The 15,624-nt window shown below is 67.6% G+C and carries 12 protein-coding genes; 7 read left to right on the forward strand and 5 right to left on the reverse strand.

The annotated features are described in order from the left end of the window. Positions 1-240: 240 nt before the first annotated feature. The 4 genes from recC to ACEN8U_RS21605 are packed head-to-tail and all read left to right on the forward strand — an operon-like array spanning position 241 to position 9,630. Positions 241-3,627 carry an exodeoxyribonuclease V subunit gamma gene (recC, locus tag ACEN8U_RS21590; protein WP_310110048.1) on the forward strand — a complete coding sequence of 1,129 codons (3,387 nt, stop codon included), beginning with the start codon at positions 241-243 and terminating at the stop codon, positions 3,625-3,627. Beyond that, positions 3,624-7,328 carry an exodeoxyribonuclease V subunit beta gene (recB, locus tag ACEN8U_RS21595; protein ID WP_310110050.1) on the forward strand — a complete coding sequence of 1,235 codons (3,705 nt, stop codon included), beginning with the start codon at positions 3,624-3,626 and terminating at the stop codon, positions 7,326-7,328. The genes recC and recB overlap by 4 nt, the downstream gene beginning before the upstream one ends. After that, the gene (locus ACEN8U_RS21600; protein WP_413657533.1) at positions 7,325-9,163 is read left to right on the forward strand and encodes an AAA family ATPase; all 1,839 of its coding nucleotides are present in this window, start codon (positions 7,325-7,327) and stop codon (positions 9,161-9,163) included. Before recB ends, ACEN8U_RS21600 begins: the two co-directional genes overlap by 4 nt. Then, complete coding sequence (locus ACEN8U_RS21605; protein WP_413657535.1) at positions 9,163-9,630, forward strand: ATP-binding domain-containing protein; 468 nt, start codon at positions 9,163-9,165, stop codon at positions 9,628-9,630. Before ACEN8U_RS21600 ends, ACEN8U_RS21605 begins: the two co-directional genes overlap by 1 nt. Before the next feature lie 163 nt (positions 9,631-9,793). On the opposite strand, the gene ACEN8U_RS21610 is transcribed toward ACEN8U_RS21605, so the two are convergent. Then, on the reverse strand, positions 9,794-10,435 hold the full coding sequence (locus ACEN8U_RS21610; protein ID WP_028361073.1) for a VC0807 family protein: 642 nt from the start codon (positions 10,433-10,435) through the stop codon (positions 9,794-9,796). Positions 10,436-10,564: 129 nt separating this feature from the next. Here ACEN8U_RS21610 and arfB point away from each other — a divergent pair, with 129 nt between their 5' ends. Then, positions 10,565-10,969, forward strand: a complete 405-nt coding sequence (gene arfB / locus ACEN8U_RS21615) for an alternative ribosome rescue aminoacyl-tRNA hydrolase ArfB (protein WP_310110053.1) — start codon at positions 10,565-10,567, stop codon at positions 10,967-10,969. Here the strand turns inward: arfB and ACEN8U_RS21620 are convergent. Beyond that, on the reverse strand, positions 10,966-12,300 hold the full coding sequence (locus tag ACEN8U_RS21620; RefSeq protein ID WP_310110054.1) for an EAL domain-containing protein: 1,335 nt from the start codon (positions 12,298-12,300) through the stop codon (positions 10,966-10,968). The two genes, arfB and ACEN8U_RS21620, sit on opposite strands and share 4 nt — an antisense overlap. Before the next feature lie 547 nt (positions 12,301-12,847). Here ACEN8U_RS21620 and ACEN8U_RS21625 point away from each other — a divergent pair. Beyond that, a complete protein-coding gene (locus ACEN8U_RS21625) occupies positions 12,848-13,138 on the forward strand; it encodes a putative quinol monooxygenase (RefSeq protein WP_035478706.1) in 291 nt (96 codons plus the stop codon). Between the two features lie 122 nt (positions 13,139-13,260). Here the strand turns inward: ACEN8U_RS21625 and ACEN8U_RS21630 are convergent, their stop codons facing one another. From ACEN8U_RS21630 to ACEN8U_RS21640, 3 genes are all read right to left on the reverse strand, one after another. Further along, positions 13,261-13,518, reverse strand: a complete 258-nt coding sequence (locus tag ACEN8U_RS21630) for a hypothetical protein (RefSeq protein WP_007182306.1) — start codon at positions 13,516-13,518, stop codon at positions 13,261-13,263. Positions 13,519-13,757: 239 nt separating this feature from the next. Then, a complete protein-coding gene (locus ACEN8U_RS21635; RefSeq protein ID WP_013588044.1) occupies positions 13,758-14,003 on the reverse strand; it encodes a hypothetical protein in 246 nt (81 codons plus the stop codon). 257 nt (positions 14,004-14,260) lie between these two features. Beyond that, entirely contained in the window at positions 14,261-14,980 is a 720-nt protein-coding gene (locus ACEN8U_RS21640; RefSeq protein ID WP_013588045.1) for a YdcF family protein, read from the reverse strand. Between the two features lie 266 nt (positions 14,981-15,246). Between ACEN8U_RS21640 and ACEN8U_RS21645 the strand changes: the two genes are divergently transcribed. Next, complete coding sequence (locus ACEN8U_RS21645; protein WP_310110058.1) at positions 15,247-15,570, forward strand: hypothetical protein; 324 nt, start codon at positions 15,247-15,249, stop codon at positions 15,568-15,570. Positions 15,571-15,624: the final 54 nt, after the last annotated feature.

Consider the following 15,624-nt stretch of genomic DNA (forward strand, 5'->3'; position numbering starts at 1 on the left):
CTGACAAAAAGCGGTTGAAGGCTCAACATCGCGCACAAGGTCGGACGGAACCTCGGGCACAAGCTCGCGGACAGCCCAAAAACTGCCGACGAGTCTAACTGATTTTGCGTCTGATCTGACCTCGTCCATTCGGCCAGGTTCTGCGCCGCGAGCGGCTTTGTTATGCTGTCGCTTCAATCCCTGCCGCGGCTCGCGCGTTCTTCGCGGAGGCGGCAAAGCCACACCGCCTCGTCAGGACCCATGCTCCAGCTTTTTTACTCGAACCGCTATGAAACGCTTGTCGGCGCGCTGCTCGACGACCTCGCGCAAGCGCCGTCCGACCCGTGGACCGCACAGCCCGTGATCGTTCCCAGCGCCGCGGTGCGGCGGCGGCTCGAGCTGGACATCGCCGCGCGTCAGGGCGTCTGCGCGAACGTCAGCTTCGGCTATCTCGCGCAATGGCTGTGGGCGCAAATTGGCGGCGTGATCGAGGTGCCGCGGCATTCGCCTTTCGCGCCTGACCGCCTCGTGTGGCGCTGCTACCGGCTGCTCGGCGTCGTAGACTCCGCAGTGCCGTGGAACGCATCGCCGCGTCTGCGCACCTATCTAGACGCAGCCGATCCGTCCATGCGCTACGAGCTCGCGCGCCGCGTGGCAACCGTGCTCGACCACTATCTGACGTATCGCCCCGAATGGCTGTTGCAATGGCAAAAGGGCGGTTCGATCTTCGCGAGCGGCGCCGCGGACGACACAGGCCCGCGCCTTGTCGGCGCAAGCGAGGCAGCACGCGAGGACGAGCGCTGGCAGGCGGCGCTGTGGCGCGCCGTGCTCACAGAACTGGCCGAGGTGGGCGGCAACGCGCACACGCCCGCGGCCGCGCTGCCGCCCGCCTATCGTTTTCTCGACGAAATCGGCACGCTCGACCTCGACGCGATTGCGAAAGCGAACTGGCCCGAAGCGGTCAGCGTGTTCGCGCTGCCCACCATGCCGCCGTTGCACGTTGCACTGCTGCGCGCGCTGTCGCGTTGGGTCGACGTGCGTCTTTACGTCATGAACCCGTGCCGCGAGTTCTGGTTCGACGTGGTGAGCGAAGGCCGCGTGCAGGCGCTCGACGCCGCCGGTCAGCTCGACTATCAGGAAGTGGGTCACCCGCTCCTTGCGGAATGGGGGCGTCAAACGCAGGCGCAGTTGCACATGCTGCACGAGCTCACCGAAAGCGCGGCTTCAGGCGAGACCGGCGACTTCACGGAGAATCCGGAACCGAGCTGGCTCGCCGCCGTGCAAAACGGCATTCTCGATCTGCGTTCGGAGACGCAGGCGGATGAGTTGCCGCTGGAGCCGGGCATTGAAGTTCACGTCTGTCACAGCCTCTCGCGGCAGCTCGAGGTGCTGCACGACCGGCTGCTTGGCTGGTTCGACGAATTCGATGATCTGCAGCCGTCCGACGTTCTTGTTGCCGTGTCGGACCTTGCCGCCGCCGGTCCCTTGATCGACGCCGTGTTCGGCACGACGCCGGCTGGGGACACGCGCCGCATCCCGTATCGGATCACGGGCCTGCCGCCCTCGCAGGCCAATCCAGTCGCGCGGCTGCTGCTCGACTGGCTCGCTCTGCCCGAGCGCAGTGTCGGTGCCCCCGATCTGGTCGAGTGGCTGCGCGTCGATGCGGTGGCCGTGCGCTACGGCATCGACGCCGGTTCGCTGGAAGCCGCCCAGGAGTGGCTCGCCGCAGCCGGTGCGCGGCGCGGGCTGTCGCCTGCCGAGCCGAGCGGCGAACACGTGCCGGTGGCGCGCCACACGTTCGCCGATGCGCTGACCCGCCTGTATCTCGGCTATGCGATGCCGGACGGCGGCGAGCCCGTGGACGCATGGCTGCCGGTCGAGGGCGCTGACGGCTCGGAGGCCGAACTGCTGGGCCGTCTGTCGCGCTTCGTCGACGATATCGACAACTTTGCCGCGCGTTGCGCAAGCGAACAGACGCCGGCCGACTGGACGCAACTGCTGCTCGAAACGCTGGCGCAGTGTTTCGACGGCGGCGTCGAGTTTGCCGAGTCGCTCGCCGGCGTGCGCGATGCAATCGACAAGATGGGCGACGCCATGCAGGCCGGCGCGCATGACGTCACCCTGCCCGCCGCGGTCGTGCGCGGCGCGCTCACCGAAGCGCTGGACGATCCGGCGCGCGGCGGCGTGCCTTGGGGCAGCGTGACGTTTTCCTCGCTGACGAGCTTGCGCGGCTTGCCATACCGCGTTGTCTGTCTGCTCGGTATGGACGACGGCGTGCTGCCGAGCCTCGCCCGAGCCGACGAGTTCGACCTGATGGCCGCGTTCGGCAAAGCGGGCGACCGTCAGCGCCGCGACGACGAGCGCAATCTGTTTCTCGATCTGCTGCTCGCCGCCCGCAGCCGGCTCTTTATCGCTTACACCGGGCGCAGCATCCGCGACAACGCGCCGTTGCCGCCGGCCGCGCTGGTGGACGAACTGCTCGACTATCTGGCGCAGGTGTCGGCGGGCGAGGGCGCGAGCCCTGCTGAAGTCGAGCGCGCCCGCCGTGCATTTATTGTCGATCACCCGCTGCAGGCCTTCGCCTCCGACTACTTCGCCGCCCAGCCCGAGCTCTTCACCTACGACGCCGATCGCGCCGAGCTGGCTACGTTGCTGGCCGCGCCGCAGCAAAGCCGCGCTGCGCCTTTCTTCGACCGGCCATTGCCGCCCGAAGATGCGGCGCCCGCCGCATTCGACGACTTCGTGCGCTTCTGGCGTCATCCGGCGCGCGCGCTACTGCGCGACCGTCTAGGCATCGTGCTGTCCGAGGCGCAAGGCGAGCTGCTCGACACCGAGCCGTTCGAGCTCGACTACGCGGGGCGCGATGCGCTGGCCGAACGTCTGTTGCCCGTGCTGCTCGACGCCGGCAACGAAGAAGACGATCTCACGTTCGAGCGCGCGCGGCGCCTCGCCGAAGCAAGCCCGGAACTGCCCGGCGGCGCGACCGGCGCCGTGTGGCGCGCGCGAGAACTGGGCGCGCTGCGGCAACTGGCCGACAGTGTGCGCGGCGAGGTCGCTGCAGGTGTCGAGCGCCTGCCGTTCGTGCTCGACGTCGTGCCGCGCTGGCCGGATCGTGCGGACATCGCGGGCGAACTTTTCGGCCCTCATGACGAGGCGCTTCGTGAAGCCGCCGAAGCGCCGCTGCAACTGCACGGCGCCTTGAATCTGCTAACGGAAACCGGACAGGTGATCTTTCGCTACGCCAAGCCCACCGCGCGCGACTACCTCTCTGCGTGGCTTGCGCATCTCGCCTACTGCGCGGCGCTGCCGCGGGGACCGCGCCGCACCGTGTGGCACGGCAGCGGCGAGCGCTTCGAGTTTGCGCCGGTGGCCGCGCCCCTCGACGAACTCGCGCCGCTGGCCGCGCTGTTCAGGGCGGGGCGCAGGCTGCCGCTGCGCTTTTTCCCAAGGAGCGCGTGGGCCAAGGTGAGCGAGAGCGACTCGGCGGCGCAAGGCGTATGGATCAACGACCGCGTGCGCGGCGAATCCGATGACCCGGCCTTGCGCATTGCGCTGCGCGGCACGCCGCTCACGCTCGACGAGCCGTTCGGCAGCCTTGCGTCGATTGTGTTCAGGCCGTTGATGCAGCATCTGCGGAGCATGTCATGAGCGCGTCGCATCGTCATGCGCTGGCTGCCGCGGAACTTGACGTCTTCGCGTGTTCGCTCGACGGCGTCAATCAGATCGAGGCGTCGGCGGGCACCGGCAAGACATGGAACATCTGCGCGCTGTACGTGCGGCTGCTGCTCGAAAAGAATCTGAATGCCGATCAGATTCTCGTCGTCACGTTTACGAAGGCCGCGACTGCCGAACTGCATGAGCGCATTCGCGGACGGCTTGCCGAGCTGCATCGCGCAATTGAACTCGATGACGACGGCGGCGACCCCTTCATCCGCCGGCTCTTCGAAACGACGCTCGCGCCGGAGCGCGGCATCGACCGCGAGGCCGCGCTGAAGGTGGTGCGGCGGGCGCTGCGCACGTTCGATCAGGCGGCGATTCACACCATTCACGCGTTCTGTCAGCGCGCGCTGCAGGAGGCGCCGTTCGCCGCGGCTATGCCGTTTGCCTTTGAAATGGAAGCCGACGACGCCGCGTTACGCTTCGAAATGGCCGCCGATTTCTGGCGCGAGCAAATCGAGCCTGTTGCGCATGCGCATCCCGCATTCGCCGCGTGGCTGGTGGGCAAACGCGCCGGCCCCGCGTCGCTCGACGAACAGCTCGCGCGGCGCCTGAAAAAGCCGCTCGCCCAATTGCGCTGGGGCAACACGGGCGCGCAGACGGGCGCCGATCCGCAAACCAGTTTCGACGCCGCGTGCGAGCTGTGGCTTGCGGAGCGCGATGCCATTGTCAGCCTGCTCACGGAGGCCCAGGACCGCCTCAGCAAGACCACGCACAAGCCCGACCATGTGAGCGCCGCGATTGCCGCATGGACCGAGTATTTCGCGCAAGGCGATTGCCATGCGCCGCCGCCGCGGGCCGCGCTGAAATTGACGGCTTCGGCGCTGAAGAAGGCGACCAAAGTCAAGTTCGATCCGCCGGAGCACGCGTTTTTCGAGCACGCCGAAGCGCTGAGTGCCGCCGTCGTCGCGGCCGAAGCGGCGCATCGCGCTCGCTGGCTCGCGCTGATGCAGAGCTGGCTCGACTATGCACCCGCCGAACTGGTGGCACGCAAGCGCACGCGCCGCGTGGTGTCGTTCGACGATCTGCTGTCGAACCTGTACCGGGCTCTTGCCGCGCACCCGTGGCTCGCGGACGCGTTGCGCGCGCGTTATCCCGCCGCGTTGATCGACGAGTTCCAGGACACGGATCCGCTGCAGTTCGCCATCTTCAGCCGCATTTTTGCGCCGGCGGGGCCGCTCTTTCTGGTCGGCGATCCGAAGCAGGCCATCTACAGTTTCCGCGCAGCCGACCTGCACACGTATCTGGCGGCGCGGGCCTCCGCTTCGGCGCGCTATACGCTCGCCGTGAACCAGCGTTCCACGGCGCCGATCGTGGAGGCTTGCAATCGTATCTTCGAAGCGAATCCGCAGGCGTTTGTGCTGGACGGGCTCGACTATCAGCCGGTGCGCGCCGGCGAGCGGCGCAGGCCGCCTTTCTCCGATCCCGACGGCGGCGCGGGCGCGGGCGACTTCCGCATCTGGATGCTGCCGCCAGGCGAAACCGCGCTGACCAGGCGCGAGGCGCAGCGCGAAGCGAGCGAGGCGTGCGCGGCCGAGATCGTGCGGCTTCTGCGCGGCGCCCGCGAGGGCACGGTGACGATCGGCGACGCGCCGCTTGCGCCGGGCAATATCGCGGTGCTCGTACAGACGCACAAGCAGGGCAGTCTCATCAAACGGGTGCTGGCGGCGTGGGGCGTCGGCAGTGTCGAGCTCGCGCAGGCCTCGGTGTTTGCAACGCTCGACGCGGAGCAGATCGAGCGCGTGCTGGCCGCTGTCGATACGCCGGGCGACTTGCGCCGCTTGCGCGCCGCCCTCGCAACCGACTGGCTCGGGCTCGACGCCGCCGCGCTCTGGCGTCTTGAACAGACCGCCGACGCGCCCGCTGTCGCCGACGACCCCGCACATGCCGCCGACGCGATGGGCTGGGTCGAGCGTTTTTCGCGCTACCGCACGCTCTGGCATGAGCGCGGTTTTGCCGTCATGTGGCGCACGCTGATGCGTGAACTGCGGGTCGCGCAACGGCTTGTCGCCGCGCCGGACGGCGAGCGGCGCCTCACCAACGTCAATCACCTCGCGGAACTCGTGCAGGCGCGCGCGGCCACGCATCAGGGCATCGCGCCGACCTTGCGCTGGCTCGCCGCGCAGCGTGCCCAGGGCGGCGGCGAAGAAGCGCAACTGCGGCTCGAGTCCGATCGCAATCTGGTGCAGATCGTTACCGTGCACAAGTCGAAGGGGCTGGAATATGCAGTCGTGTTCTGTCCGTTCCTCAACGACGGCGGATTGCGCGAGCCGCCCTCGTCGGCCTTGCCGAACGCACGCGAGTATCACGATCCATGCGGCGACGCGGTGCTGCACTACGGTTGCGACGACGAAGAGGCGGAACGCGCCGCGCGTCACGCCACCCGCGAGCAGGCGGCCGAGCGGGCGCGGCTCGTCTACGTGGCGTTGACGCGCGCGGTCTACCGCTGTTATCTCGTCGCGGGCACCTATAAGTCGTCGCGTTCGACGAAGGAGTCGCGGCGCAGCGTGTTGAACTGGCTCGTGGCCGGCGCGGGCCATGACTTCGACGACTGGCTCGCGGAGCCGCCCGGCGAAGCGGAGTTGTCTTCGCGCTGGCAGGCGCTGGCGGGCGGTCCGATAGCCGTGCAGCCGCTGCCGAAGGTGGAGCGCCGCCAGCCGCTCGAGAGCATGCAGGACCGCGGCGCGGAAAAGCGCGCGCGGACGCATCGCCGGCCCTTGCGGGATCAATGGCGCATGGCGAGCTTCAGCGGTCTGATCGCTGCAGTCAGCAAGGCCGAGGAAGCGCAGCCCGCAGTGGAGGAGGTGCGCCCCGATCACGACGAAATAGCCGATGCGCTGGTCGCGACACCGCAGCCCGTGTCCGCGCCTGCGGCGCAGACCCCGTCGCTTGCCGCGGACGACATACTGGCGTTCCCGCGCGGAGCGGCGGCGGGCGAGTGCCTGCATCGAATGTTCGAACTCGCGGATTTCAGCGATCCGCACAGCTGGCCCGATGCGATCCGCGGTGCGCTGCGCGAGCGTCCCGCGCCGGCGTCGCCTGAACTGGCTCCACGGTTGCCGGCGATGATGCACAAGCTGCTTGCGGACGTCGTCAGCACCGAACTCGTGCCCGGCATGACGCTCGGGCAGCTGGATCCGCGGCGGCGTCTGAACGAACTGGAGTTTCTGTTCGCCGCTCCATCGCTCGATTTTGCCGCGCTGCGTGGGTTGCTCGTCGAGCACGGCTATCCCGATGTCGCGCTCGAGCCGGGGGGGCTGCGCGGTTTCGTCAAAGGATTCATCGACATGATCGTCGAGCACGACGGGCGTTTCTGGATCGTCGACTGGAAGTCGAACCATCTGGGCGATACCGCGCAAGATTATGGCGCCGCGCCGCTCGAAGCGGCGATGGCGAGCCACGCGTACCATCTTCAGGCGCTGCTTTATACCGTCGCGCTGCATCGCTATCTGAAGACCCGCGTGCGCGACTACTCGTACGAGACGCATATCGGCGGATATCTATATCTGTTCGTGCGCGGCGTGCGTCCGCACTGGCGCGACGCCGACGCGGCGGCCGGCGTGCATGCCAGACGGCCTGCATTCGAGCTGGTTGCGTTGCTCGACGCGGCGATGATCGGAGGCGGCGTATGAGCACGTTCGATCAGGCGCCAGCCGCGCCGCTGCAACTCGAGGACATCGGTGTCAATCTGCCCGCGCCGGCTGATTTCAGCATTGCGCTCGCGGAGGGATTCGCGCGCCGCATCGGCGCACTGGCGCGACGCGCGGGCGCGTCGGGCGAGGCGGTGAAATGGGCGGCGCGCGCGGCTTTCGCGGCGAGCCGAGCGACGGCGGAAGGGCACGTGTGTGTGCCGCTCGGGGCGCTCGCACATCGTTTCGACGCCTCTGCCGCCGAGGTTCGCGCGGCGCTGTTCGCGAGCGGCATGGCGAGCGATGGTGCGCGCACCGCCGCGGCGTTGCGGCCGCTCGTGATCGATGGACAAGGGCGCTTGTATCTCGCGCGTTACTACGATTACGAACGGCGTCTCGCGCGGGCGCTGGTCGCGCATGCGGGGGCGAGCGCGGTTCAGGGCGGGCCGGAGGTCGCGGCGGAGCGGCTGATCGGACGTGCCGGCAACGTCGCGGGGGAGCGGCGGGAGCGGATGGCGGGCGTGGAGGGCGCGGAGGGCGGCGTTGCCGGCGAGGAGGCGGCGCGCGCGAGCGCCGAAAGCAACGCCGAACCTGACGCCAATGCCCCACAAACGCTGCACCAGCGGCTGCTACGCTACTTCGGCCCCCCGAAGGACGACGAGGTGGACTGGCAGCGCGTGGCCGCGGTCATGGCGCTGTCGGGCCGGCTCACGATCGTGAGCGGCGGTCCGGGCACCGGCAAGACGACGACCGTCGTCGGTGTGCTCGCGTGCCTGCTGGACGCGCGCGCCGATCTGCGAATCGCGCTCGCCGCGCCCACCGGCAAGGCGGCGCAGCGCATGCAGGAAGCCTTGCTCGCGCGCGCCGGCGATCTGCCGCCGGAGCTCGCCGCGCGTTTGCCGCAGACTTCGTACACGTTGCATCGTCTGCTCGGGTCCGGGCCGGGCGGGCGCTTCCGGCATCATCGGGATAACCCGTTGCCTTACGACGTCGTGGTGATCGACGAGGCGTCGATGATCGACGTCGCGATGGCCGCGCACCTGCTCGATGCCATTGCGCCGCACACGCGGCTCGTGATGCTCGGCGACAAGGACCAGCTTGCAGCCGTGGAGGCCGGTGCCGTGTTCGCGGAACTGAGCGCGCGGCCTGCGTTCACGATGCTGGGCGTACAGCGAATTGCAGGCGCTCTGGGTATCGACGAGGCGCGGTTCACGCAGGCGCTGCCACGCGTCGGGCGCGCTCAGGACGCATGGGCCGAGCGCTCCCGGCAAGATGACGCCGCCGATCCGCGACTTTTCCGCAGCCCGTCCGACGACCTGTTCGCCAAATCCGACGCGGCCCAGGCGCTCGACCCAGCACGCAACGCCGACCTCTTCGACGCCGACGCCAACGCCAACGCCAACGTCGCCATCCCCCCCGCCAGCGCGAGCGCGGGCCCAAGCCCCAGCCCCCCGCGAGCCCGCCGCCGCACCAGCCCCCAAGCCCACACGCGGATTGCGTCGTCTGGCTGGAGCGCAACTATCGATTCGGGCTCGAATCTCCGATTGGCCGCCTTTCGCTGGCGATTTGCCATGGCGCGGCGAGCGCCGCACTCGAGGTGCTGCTCGCCGACGCCACTCGACACGCCGCCGCGCTTCACGACGACGCGCACCCGACGCTGGCCGAGCGCACCGTCGAGCGCCTCGCCGCCGGCTTCGCGCCCTACGCGAATGCGCTGGCTGCCGCGCTGGCCGAGGCGACGCCGGATCCCACGCCGCTTTTCGACGGGCTCAATCGTTTCCGCGTCCTGTGCGCGACCCGCTCGGGCCCGCGCGGCGTCGATCAGGTCAACGCGCTGATGGCGGCGCAAGTGCGGCGGGCGGCGGGCGTTACGCTCGCGGTCGGCGCGCAGTGGTTCGCCGGGCGGCCCGTCATGGTCACGCGCAACGACTATGCGCTGGGACTCTTCAACGGCGACATCGGCATTGCACTGCCCGGCGCGGGCGGCGTGCTGCGGGTCTACTTTCGTACCGGCGACGGCAGTCTGCGCGCCGTGTCTCCGGCCGCGCTGCCGCCGCACGACACCGCGTTTGCGCTGACGGTTCACAAGTCGCAAGGCTCCGAATTCGAGCATGCGGTGTTGGTGCTGCCGTCGACATTCAGCAGGGTGTTGTCGCGTGAACTCGTGTACACGGCGATCACGCGCGCTCGGGAGCGCGTGGAGGTGATCGGCGCGCGCGCGGTGCTGGCTCAGGCGATTGCGACGCCCACACAGCGCGACTCGGGTCTAGCCGCGAGAATCGCGGAGGCATCGCGTGGCCGTTAGGGTGCAGACGCGCGCGCACGGAAAGCGAGGTGAGGCGACTGGAGGCGACTGGAGGCGACGGAAGGCGACGTGAGGCGACGTGAGGCGACGGGACGCCATGCGTGAACGGCCGCGCGAGGACTTCCCGCCGCCCGCAGCTTGATGGCGCCGCGCTCGCGCTGCATCAGCTTGCGCTCGGCGCCGTTTCCACCTGCTTTTCTGCACGGCTACGCATGGTTTTGCGATAGCGCAGGGTCCAGAGAGCCAGCGCTCCGTAGATGCCATAGCCGATAAAAGGCGATACCGCGAGAAACCGCTCGATCGGCCAGTTGAGCGCCAGCCACGCGCGCAGCGCCATTTCGCCCGTTAGCCCGATGCCCCAGACCAGGGTCATCAGCCGCATGCCGCTCGCCACCGCGGGGCGCTCGCGCCACAGCGTTTCAAAGCGCTCGGCGCCGCCTTCCATCTCGCGAGCGACCGTTGCGCGGGCAAGGTAGAAGATGAGCGGCCGGTGCAATCCCAGCGACAGCAGGAAGGCAATGCCGATTGCACCGGACACGAGCGACTCGCGCAACAGCAGCATACGGGGGCTGCCGCCGAGCGCCATCGCCCCGATCGAGAGGACAATGCCGACGACCACCATCACGCTGAGCGCGTCGACGCGGCGAAAGCGGACCAGCTCGATCAGGCTCCACGCCACCGGCGGCGCCGCGGAGGCGAGTAGAGCGCGGGTCTCGCCAAGATGCGGCAGCGCGAGCCGATATGCGAGCCAGGGCAACAGGAAGTTGACGGCCATTTCGACCACAAAACCGGGGCGAAGCTTCATGGAAAAATCCGCCGAAAGAGAAAGAGCCCAGTATCGGCCATTGCCCGGCGCGGGATCAACCCACAGGCCGGTTCGCACGCGGCACGCGAGCGGCGGCGCCGTCGCCCGGCTGTGTACACTGGCGGCATCATGACATCCCGTTATTCCATTCCGTCGAATGAAATCGAACTGACCGCCGTGCGCGCGCAAGGCGCCGGCGGTCAGAATGTCAACAAGGTGTCGAGCGCCATTCAGTTGCGCTTCGACGTGCGGGCTTCGTCGTTGCCGGACGTGCTCAAGATGCGTTTGCTTGCTCTGTCCGACCGGCGCATCACGCGTGAGGGCGTGGTCGTCATCAAGGCTCAGGAGCACCGGACTCAGGAGCTGAACCGCGCAGCCGCGCTCGCGCGGCTCGACGAACTGGTGGAGAGCGTCAGCGTGACGCGCAAGCCGCGCGTTGCGACACGGCCGACGCGCGCTTCGAACATGCGGCGTCTCGAAAGCAAGTCGCGGCGCAGCGAGATCAAGTCGGGCCGCGGCCGGGTGGACGATTAGCGAGGCCGTCCGCCGGCGCGCGGTCCGCCCGCAGGCCCTGCGGGGGCTGTCGCGCCTGCGGGCACGAAGTCGACGCACAGCACATGAGTCTTGCCGTCGCGCTCGAAGGCGAGCGCCGCGGTGTAGCAGTCGTCGCCGTCCGCCAATGAATAGTGCGGGCCCATCATCGCGACGCGTCCGCGCGCGGCCAGCGCATGCTTCAGATAGGCGCACCGCGACCAGTTGCTGCGCGCGGCGCTCGTGAGCGGCGCAAGCCGCTGCGCGAGCGCCGGCACCGAGGCGGCCGTGACGGAGGCTTGAGTCTGCTGCCCCTGCTCATCCGTGATGAACACGCGGCGCGCTTCGCGCAGATGCCACACTCGTTGCGCCGCCTGCTGAAGGTCGCCCGTTACCTTGTACGCCTCCGCGGCGGCCGCGACTGCTTCGGCGAAGCCTTCGAAGCCGAGCTGCTTGTGGCGTGCGTGCGCGCGCTCGTAGTCGGCGAACTTGCTCCACATCGACTCGATTTTGGCGGGCACGTTCGCGACGGCGGCGTCGATCGAACCGTTCGGCTGGCCGAGCCAGAAACCCTGCACGAAATCGACGTCGGCCTGCATCAGGATCATCAGCTCTTCGTCTGTTTCCACGCCTTCCGCGAGCACCAGCGTGCCGGACTGATGCAGCATCGCGATCAGATGGCCGATCATCGAATCGTCGCCTTCGCGTTTGCCCGCGCGGGCGACGAGCGACCGGTCGAGCTTGACGATGTCCGGACGGAAGCGCCAGACGCGATCGAAGTTCGAGAAGCCGGTGCCGAAGTCGTCGATCGCGATCAGGAAGTCGCGTGGCTGTGATGCGGCGAGCATGCTGGCGACGGCGGATTCGTCGTCGGCGGGCTGCTCGAGCACCTCGATCACGATGCGCTCCTGCGGCAGGCCGAAATGCGCGGAAAGCTCGTCGATGAAAGTTCGCTGCGGCCAGCCGGTTTCGAACACCTGCGGCCGCGTATTCAGAAAGAGCCAGCCGGTCGCGATGCCTTGCTCCATGAAATTCGCGACGTGCAGGCAACGCGCGATGCGATCGAGCTCGCGCGCGTCGGCGGCCGAGCGGGTGCCCGAAAACAGCACCTCCGGCGAGACCGGCAAACCGACCGGATCGAAGGCGCGCAGCAGGGCTTCGTAGCCGACCACGCACTGATGCGTGACCGAGAGCACCGGCTGAAACACGCTGTGCAAGGTGAGTGCGCGCCACGTCGCGGTCCATCCGGACTCGTCCCGGACGAGGTGCGGAAGGAGGCCGCTCAGGCTCAGTTCGCTGACGGATGGCATAAAGGCGGGCATGAGAGCGGACATGGTGGCATCGCGGCAATCGGGTGACGGGGCGCGCACGCGAACTCGGTGCACAGCGGATGCGCAGCGGAATACTCAAGCGGAACGCCCGCACGGCGAACCCGATCGAACCCTGGAACGCACAGAGCGGTGCCAGCCATGCGGGACTCCAGCGGAGTGGTCAAAATGAGTCTAGCAGCTTGAAATTCGCATGAATGTGCGGGTTGTCACAGAGGCGAAGAGCGGCGGTGCACGCATGGGACTGCGCTGCCGCGGGCGGACGAGGGAGCGCGCCGTCTCGCGTGGACTCGCCGGGACTCGCTGCGATGCCCGCTTGCATCGCTCCGCGCCGATCGCGGCGGGCCGCGGCCGGACTGTAAGCTTGCATGAGGCGAGGGTAGCAGGGCGGCCCGTGAATGCCCGCCAAACTCCAGGCGGCGGCGGTGCTCAGACGTTAGCGCGGCGGCCTCTACGGTCCCACCGCCGGGCGACGGGCCGCGCGTGCGCGGCTGCCTGCAGCATCGGCGACCAGTGGGTATGCTGCTGCTTTTCGCAAAACGGAGAGAAAAGAATGTCGGAAATCGCGGTGGTCGCCATTTCAGTAGCGAAACCCGGCTACGAGGAGCAGTTGCGCGAGGCGCTGGAAGGGATTGTCGGACCGACGCGCAAAGAGCAGGGCGCGCTTCAGTACGACCTGCACCGCGACGTGCAGGAGCCGCGGCGCTTTGTGTTCTTCGAGCGATGGGAAAGTCAGGCGGCGCTGGCCGCTCACGCGCAATCCGCGCACATCACGGCTTATAAGCAGGCGGTGGCCGATTGGGTCGAACACGCTGAAATTCGCGTGGTGTCGAAAATTCTGTAGGTTGTGGGGCGCCCGGAAGAGCGCCTTGGAATTCGCCGCGCCTCGTGCGCGGCGCGATGGCGCGATGGCACGGTCGGCACGCCGCTGGCAAGCCGGTGGCCGCGGCCGGCGCGCGGCCAGTTTCAATGCGTGGCTTGCGGCACGTCCAGAATCAGGATGATGGTCCAGTCGGCGTCGCCATCGTGATGGTACTGGCGCTCCGCCACGATGAACGGCTGCTGTTTGCCGTCCGGGCCGAGAAACAGCACGTCGCCTTCCATCGGCAGGCACTCGACGGGCGGCAGCGCCAGAAACGCTTCCTGACCGCCGCGCGGCATCAGTTTTTCGATTTTGCGGGATGCTGCTTCAGTCCATTCGATATCTAGCTGGATGTTGCTCATGCTGTCCTCCGCACCAGGGTGCGCACGGGTTAGGGGTTCCGGCGGGGCGCCGGTCGGTGCGCGACTTTAGCATACCGGGCATCGCGCGCTGGACAGCGCATCGGGCAGCAAAAAAGCCGCAACCGGCGCTGCCGGCTTCGGCTTTTCCCTACGCGGCGAGGCCTTGGGCGCAGGTGCGCGGCGCCGCGAATGTCTGGCGACGCGCCCGGCCGACCCCCCCGGGAGTGCGGGGCTTGTGTTTACGAGCTCGATGCGTCGGCCTTGGCGCCCTTCTTGTGGTGATGCGGCGACGCCTTGTGATGCCGCATGGGCGCGGCAGGTGCGGTTTCCATCGTTTGCTGGCGGTTTTGCAAATCTTGCGCGCGTTGCTCGACGTCGGCGGCTTTGGCCGGGTCGGTACTCATGGTGACGCCGCCCTCCTGCGCATACGCCGCGCCGGTCACGGCACCGAGAGAAATCAGAATGGCGAGGGACACTTTCTTCATTGCTACCTCCGCAGAGTGGTTGTGGACCCGAGTACTCGTCTGTCCAATAGGAAAGACGACTGCATTCTAGCCAGCAATACCGGCTCCAGCGGGCGTTTTGTAACGGCGGGCGCCATTGGTTACATCTTGTTACGCCGCTCTGATGCACTGCGCTTAAGCGGATGGCGAAGACACCATCGAGGCCAGCGCGGCCGTCAGATCACCTGTCAGATTCATTCGCATCGCTAAGCAAAGTGCCAATGGGATACGCGTCCGTTTCAGAATAGGCCAATAGCGCTGTACACGTGGTATTGGGCAATGCCCACGAGCTCGTGCAACGCGAGCTCCGCATTGGCCAGATTCGAATAACGCGGCAACAGGCCAAGATGCGCGCGCCTCGCGCCCGAGATCAACGGCTGCGGCTCGAGACCGAAATGTCTGAAATCCAGCAGCGCGCGCGGCATGTGATACGCCGAGGTGACGAGTATCAACGAATCGTAACGTGATTGGCCCACAATGGCCGAGACGTTGCGCGCGTTCTCGTAGGTAGTGAGACTGCGGTTTTCCAGCACGATGTCGGAGCGCGGCACCTGTTCGCGCAGCAGGTAGGGCAGATAGGTGTCGGCCTCGGTCGCGGGATGCCGCTGCGGATTGCCCCCGCTGACAATCACGCTGCATACCGTCGCGCTGCGCTTGCACGCCGCATAGTTCTCGGCGCTGACCGCAATGCGCGCCATCACCTCACGCGGCGGCACGAGCACCTTGTCGCGGTTGTACACGGTGCCGCCGCCCAGCAGGATGATCGCGGTGCGCGGCGCGAAGCGCGTCGGCGCGCTGGTTTCTGCCTGCGGCTGGGCGAGGCTCAGCAGCGGGGCGGTCAGCCAGCCGGTCGAAAGCAGCCAGAAAAGGGCGACGGTGCAGAAGACGAGAGGCCGTCGGGCGCGCTTCCATATCAGGATTGCTGCAAAAAAAAGCGCCAATAAAGTGAATAGAATCAATTTAGATGGGGTAACGTATGTCTTTCGGGATTAAATCTTCGGGCCTGCTATCGCGCCGCAGCGGTTGCATCGTCGGCTCGCAGGCAGAACGCTAACATGGGTTCTGACGGGGGTCCCGAAACATTAGACCAGGCAGCACCTGGCGGAATTCGGCCGTATGGGTTACGGCCAGCTTCCAGCCACGGGCGGGTGCCAGGCGCGTCGCTGGTGGCGCGGTGACGTGTTGGCATAAATGTGTCATGGCTGCACTTTAAGAAAGAAGTGAGATGACCACGTATTCCAACGAAGCGGTACTCGAAGCGCTGCGGCGAGCGCAATATCGTCAGGTGCCATGGGCGAAGCGCCCGGGCGTGTTCCAATATCTTCGCGCGCTCGGCCTGATGGACACCGTTCGGCAACGCACCGTCGCGCCGGCGCCGGGCTTTCATGCCCCTGTCGACATTGCCGTCCTGACCGACCGCGGGCGCGCCGAATTCGCGCGGCTCTCGCACGACGAAAGCCTCCTTTCGTGGACCGCGCAGCGCATGAGCGACTATGTTCTCGCCACGGCGGAGACGGACTCCGCTGCGTCGCTCGAAGCGCGGACCTAGGCGCGGCGTATTGCACCTAACCTAACCCACTACCTGGACAGCACGGCGCTGTCC

Source organism: Paraburkholderia phenoliruptrix (assembly GCF_047325075.1).
In the GTDB taxonomy this organism is placed as follows: Bacteria; Pseudomonadota; Gammaproteobacteria; order Burkholderiales; family Burkholderiaceae; genus Paraburkholderia; species Paraburkholderia phenoliruptrix.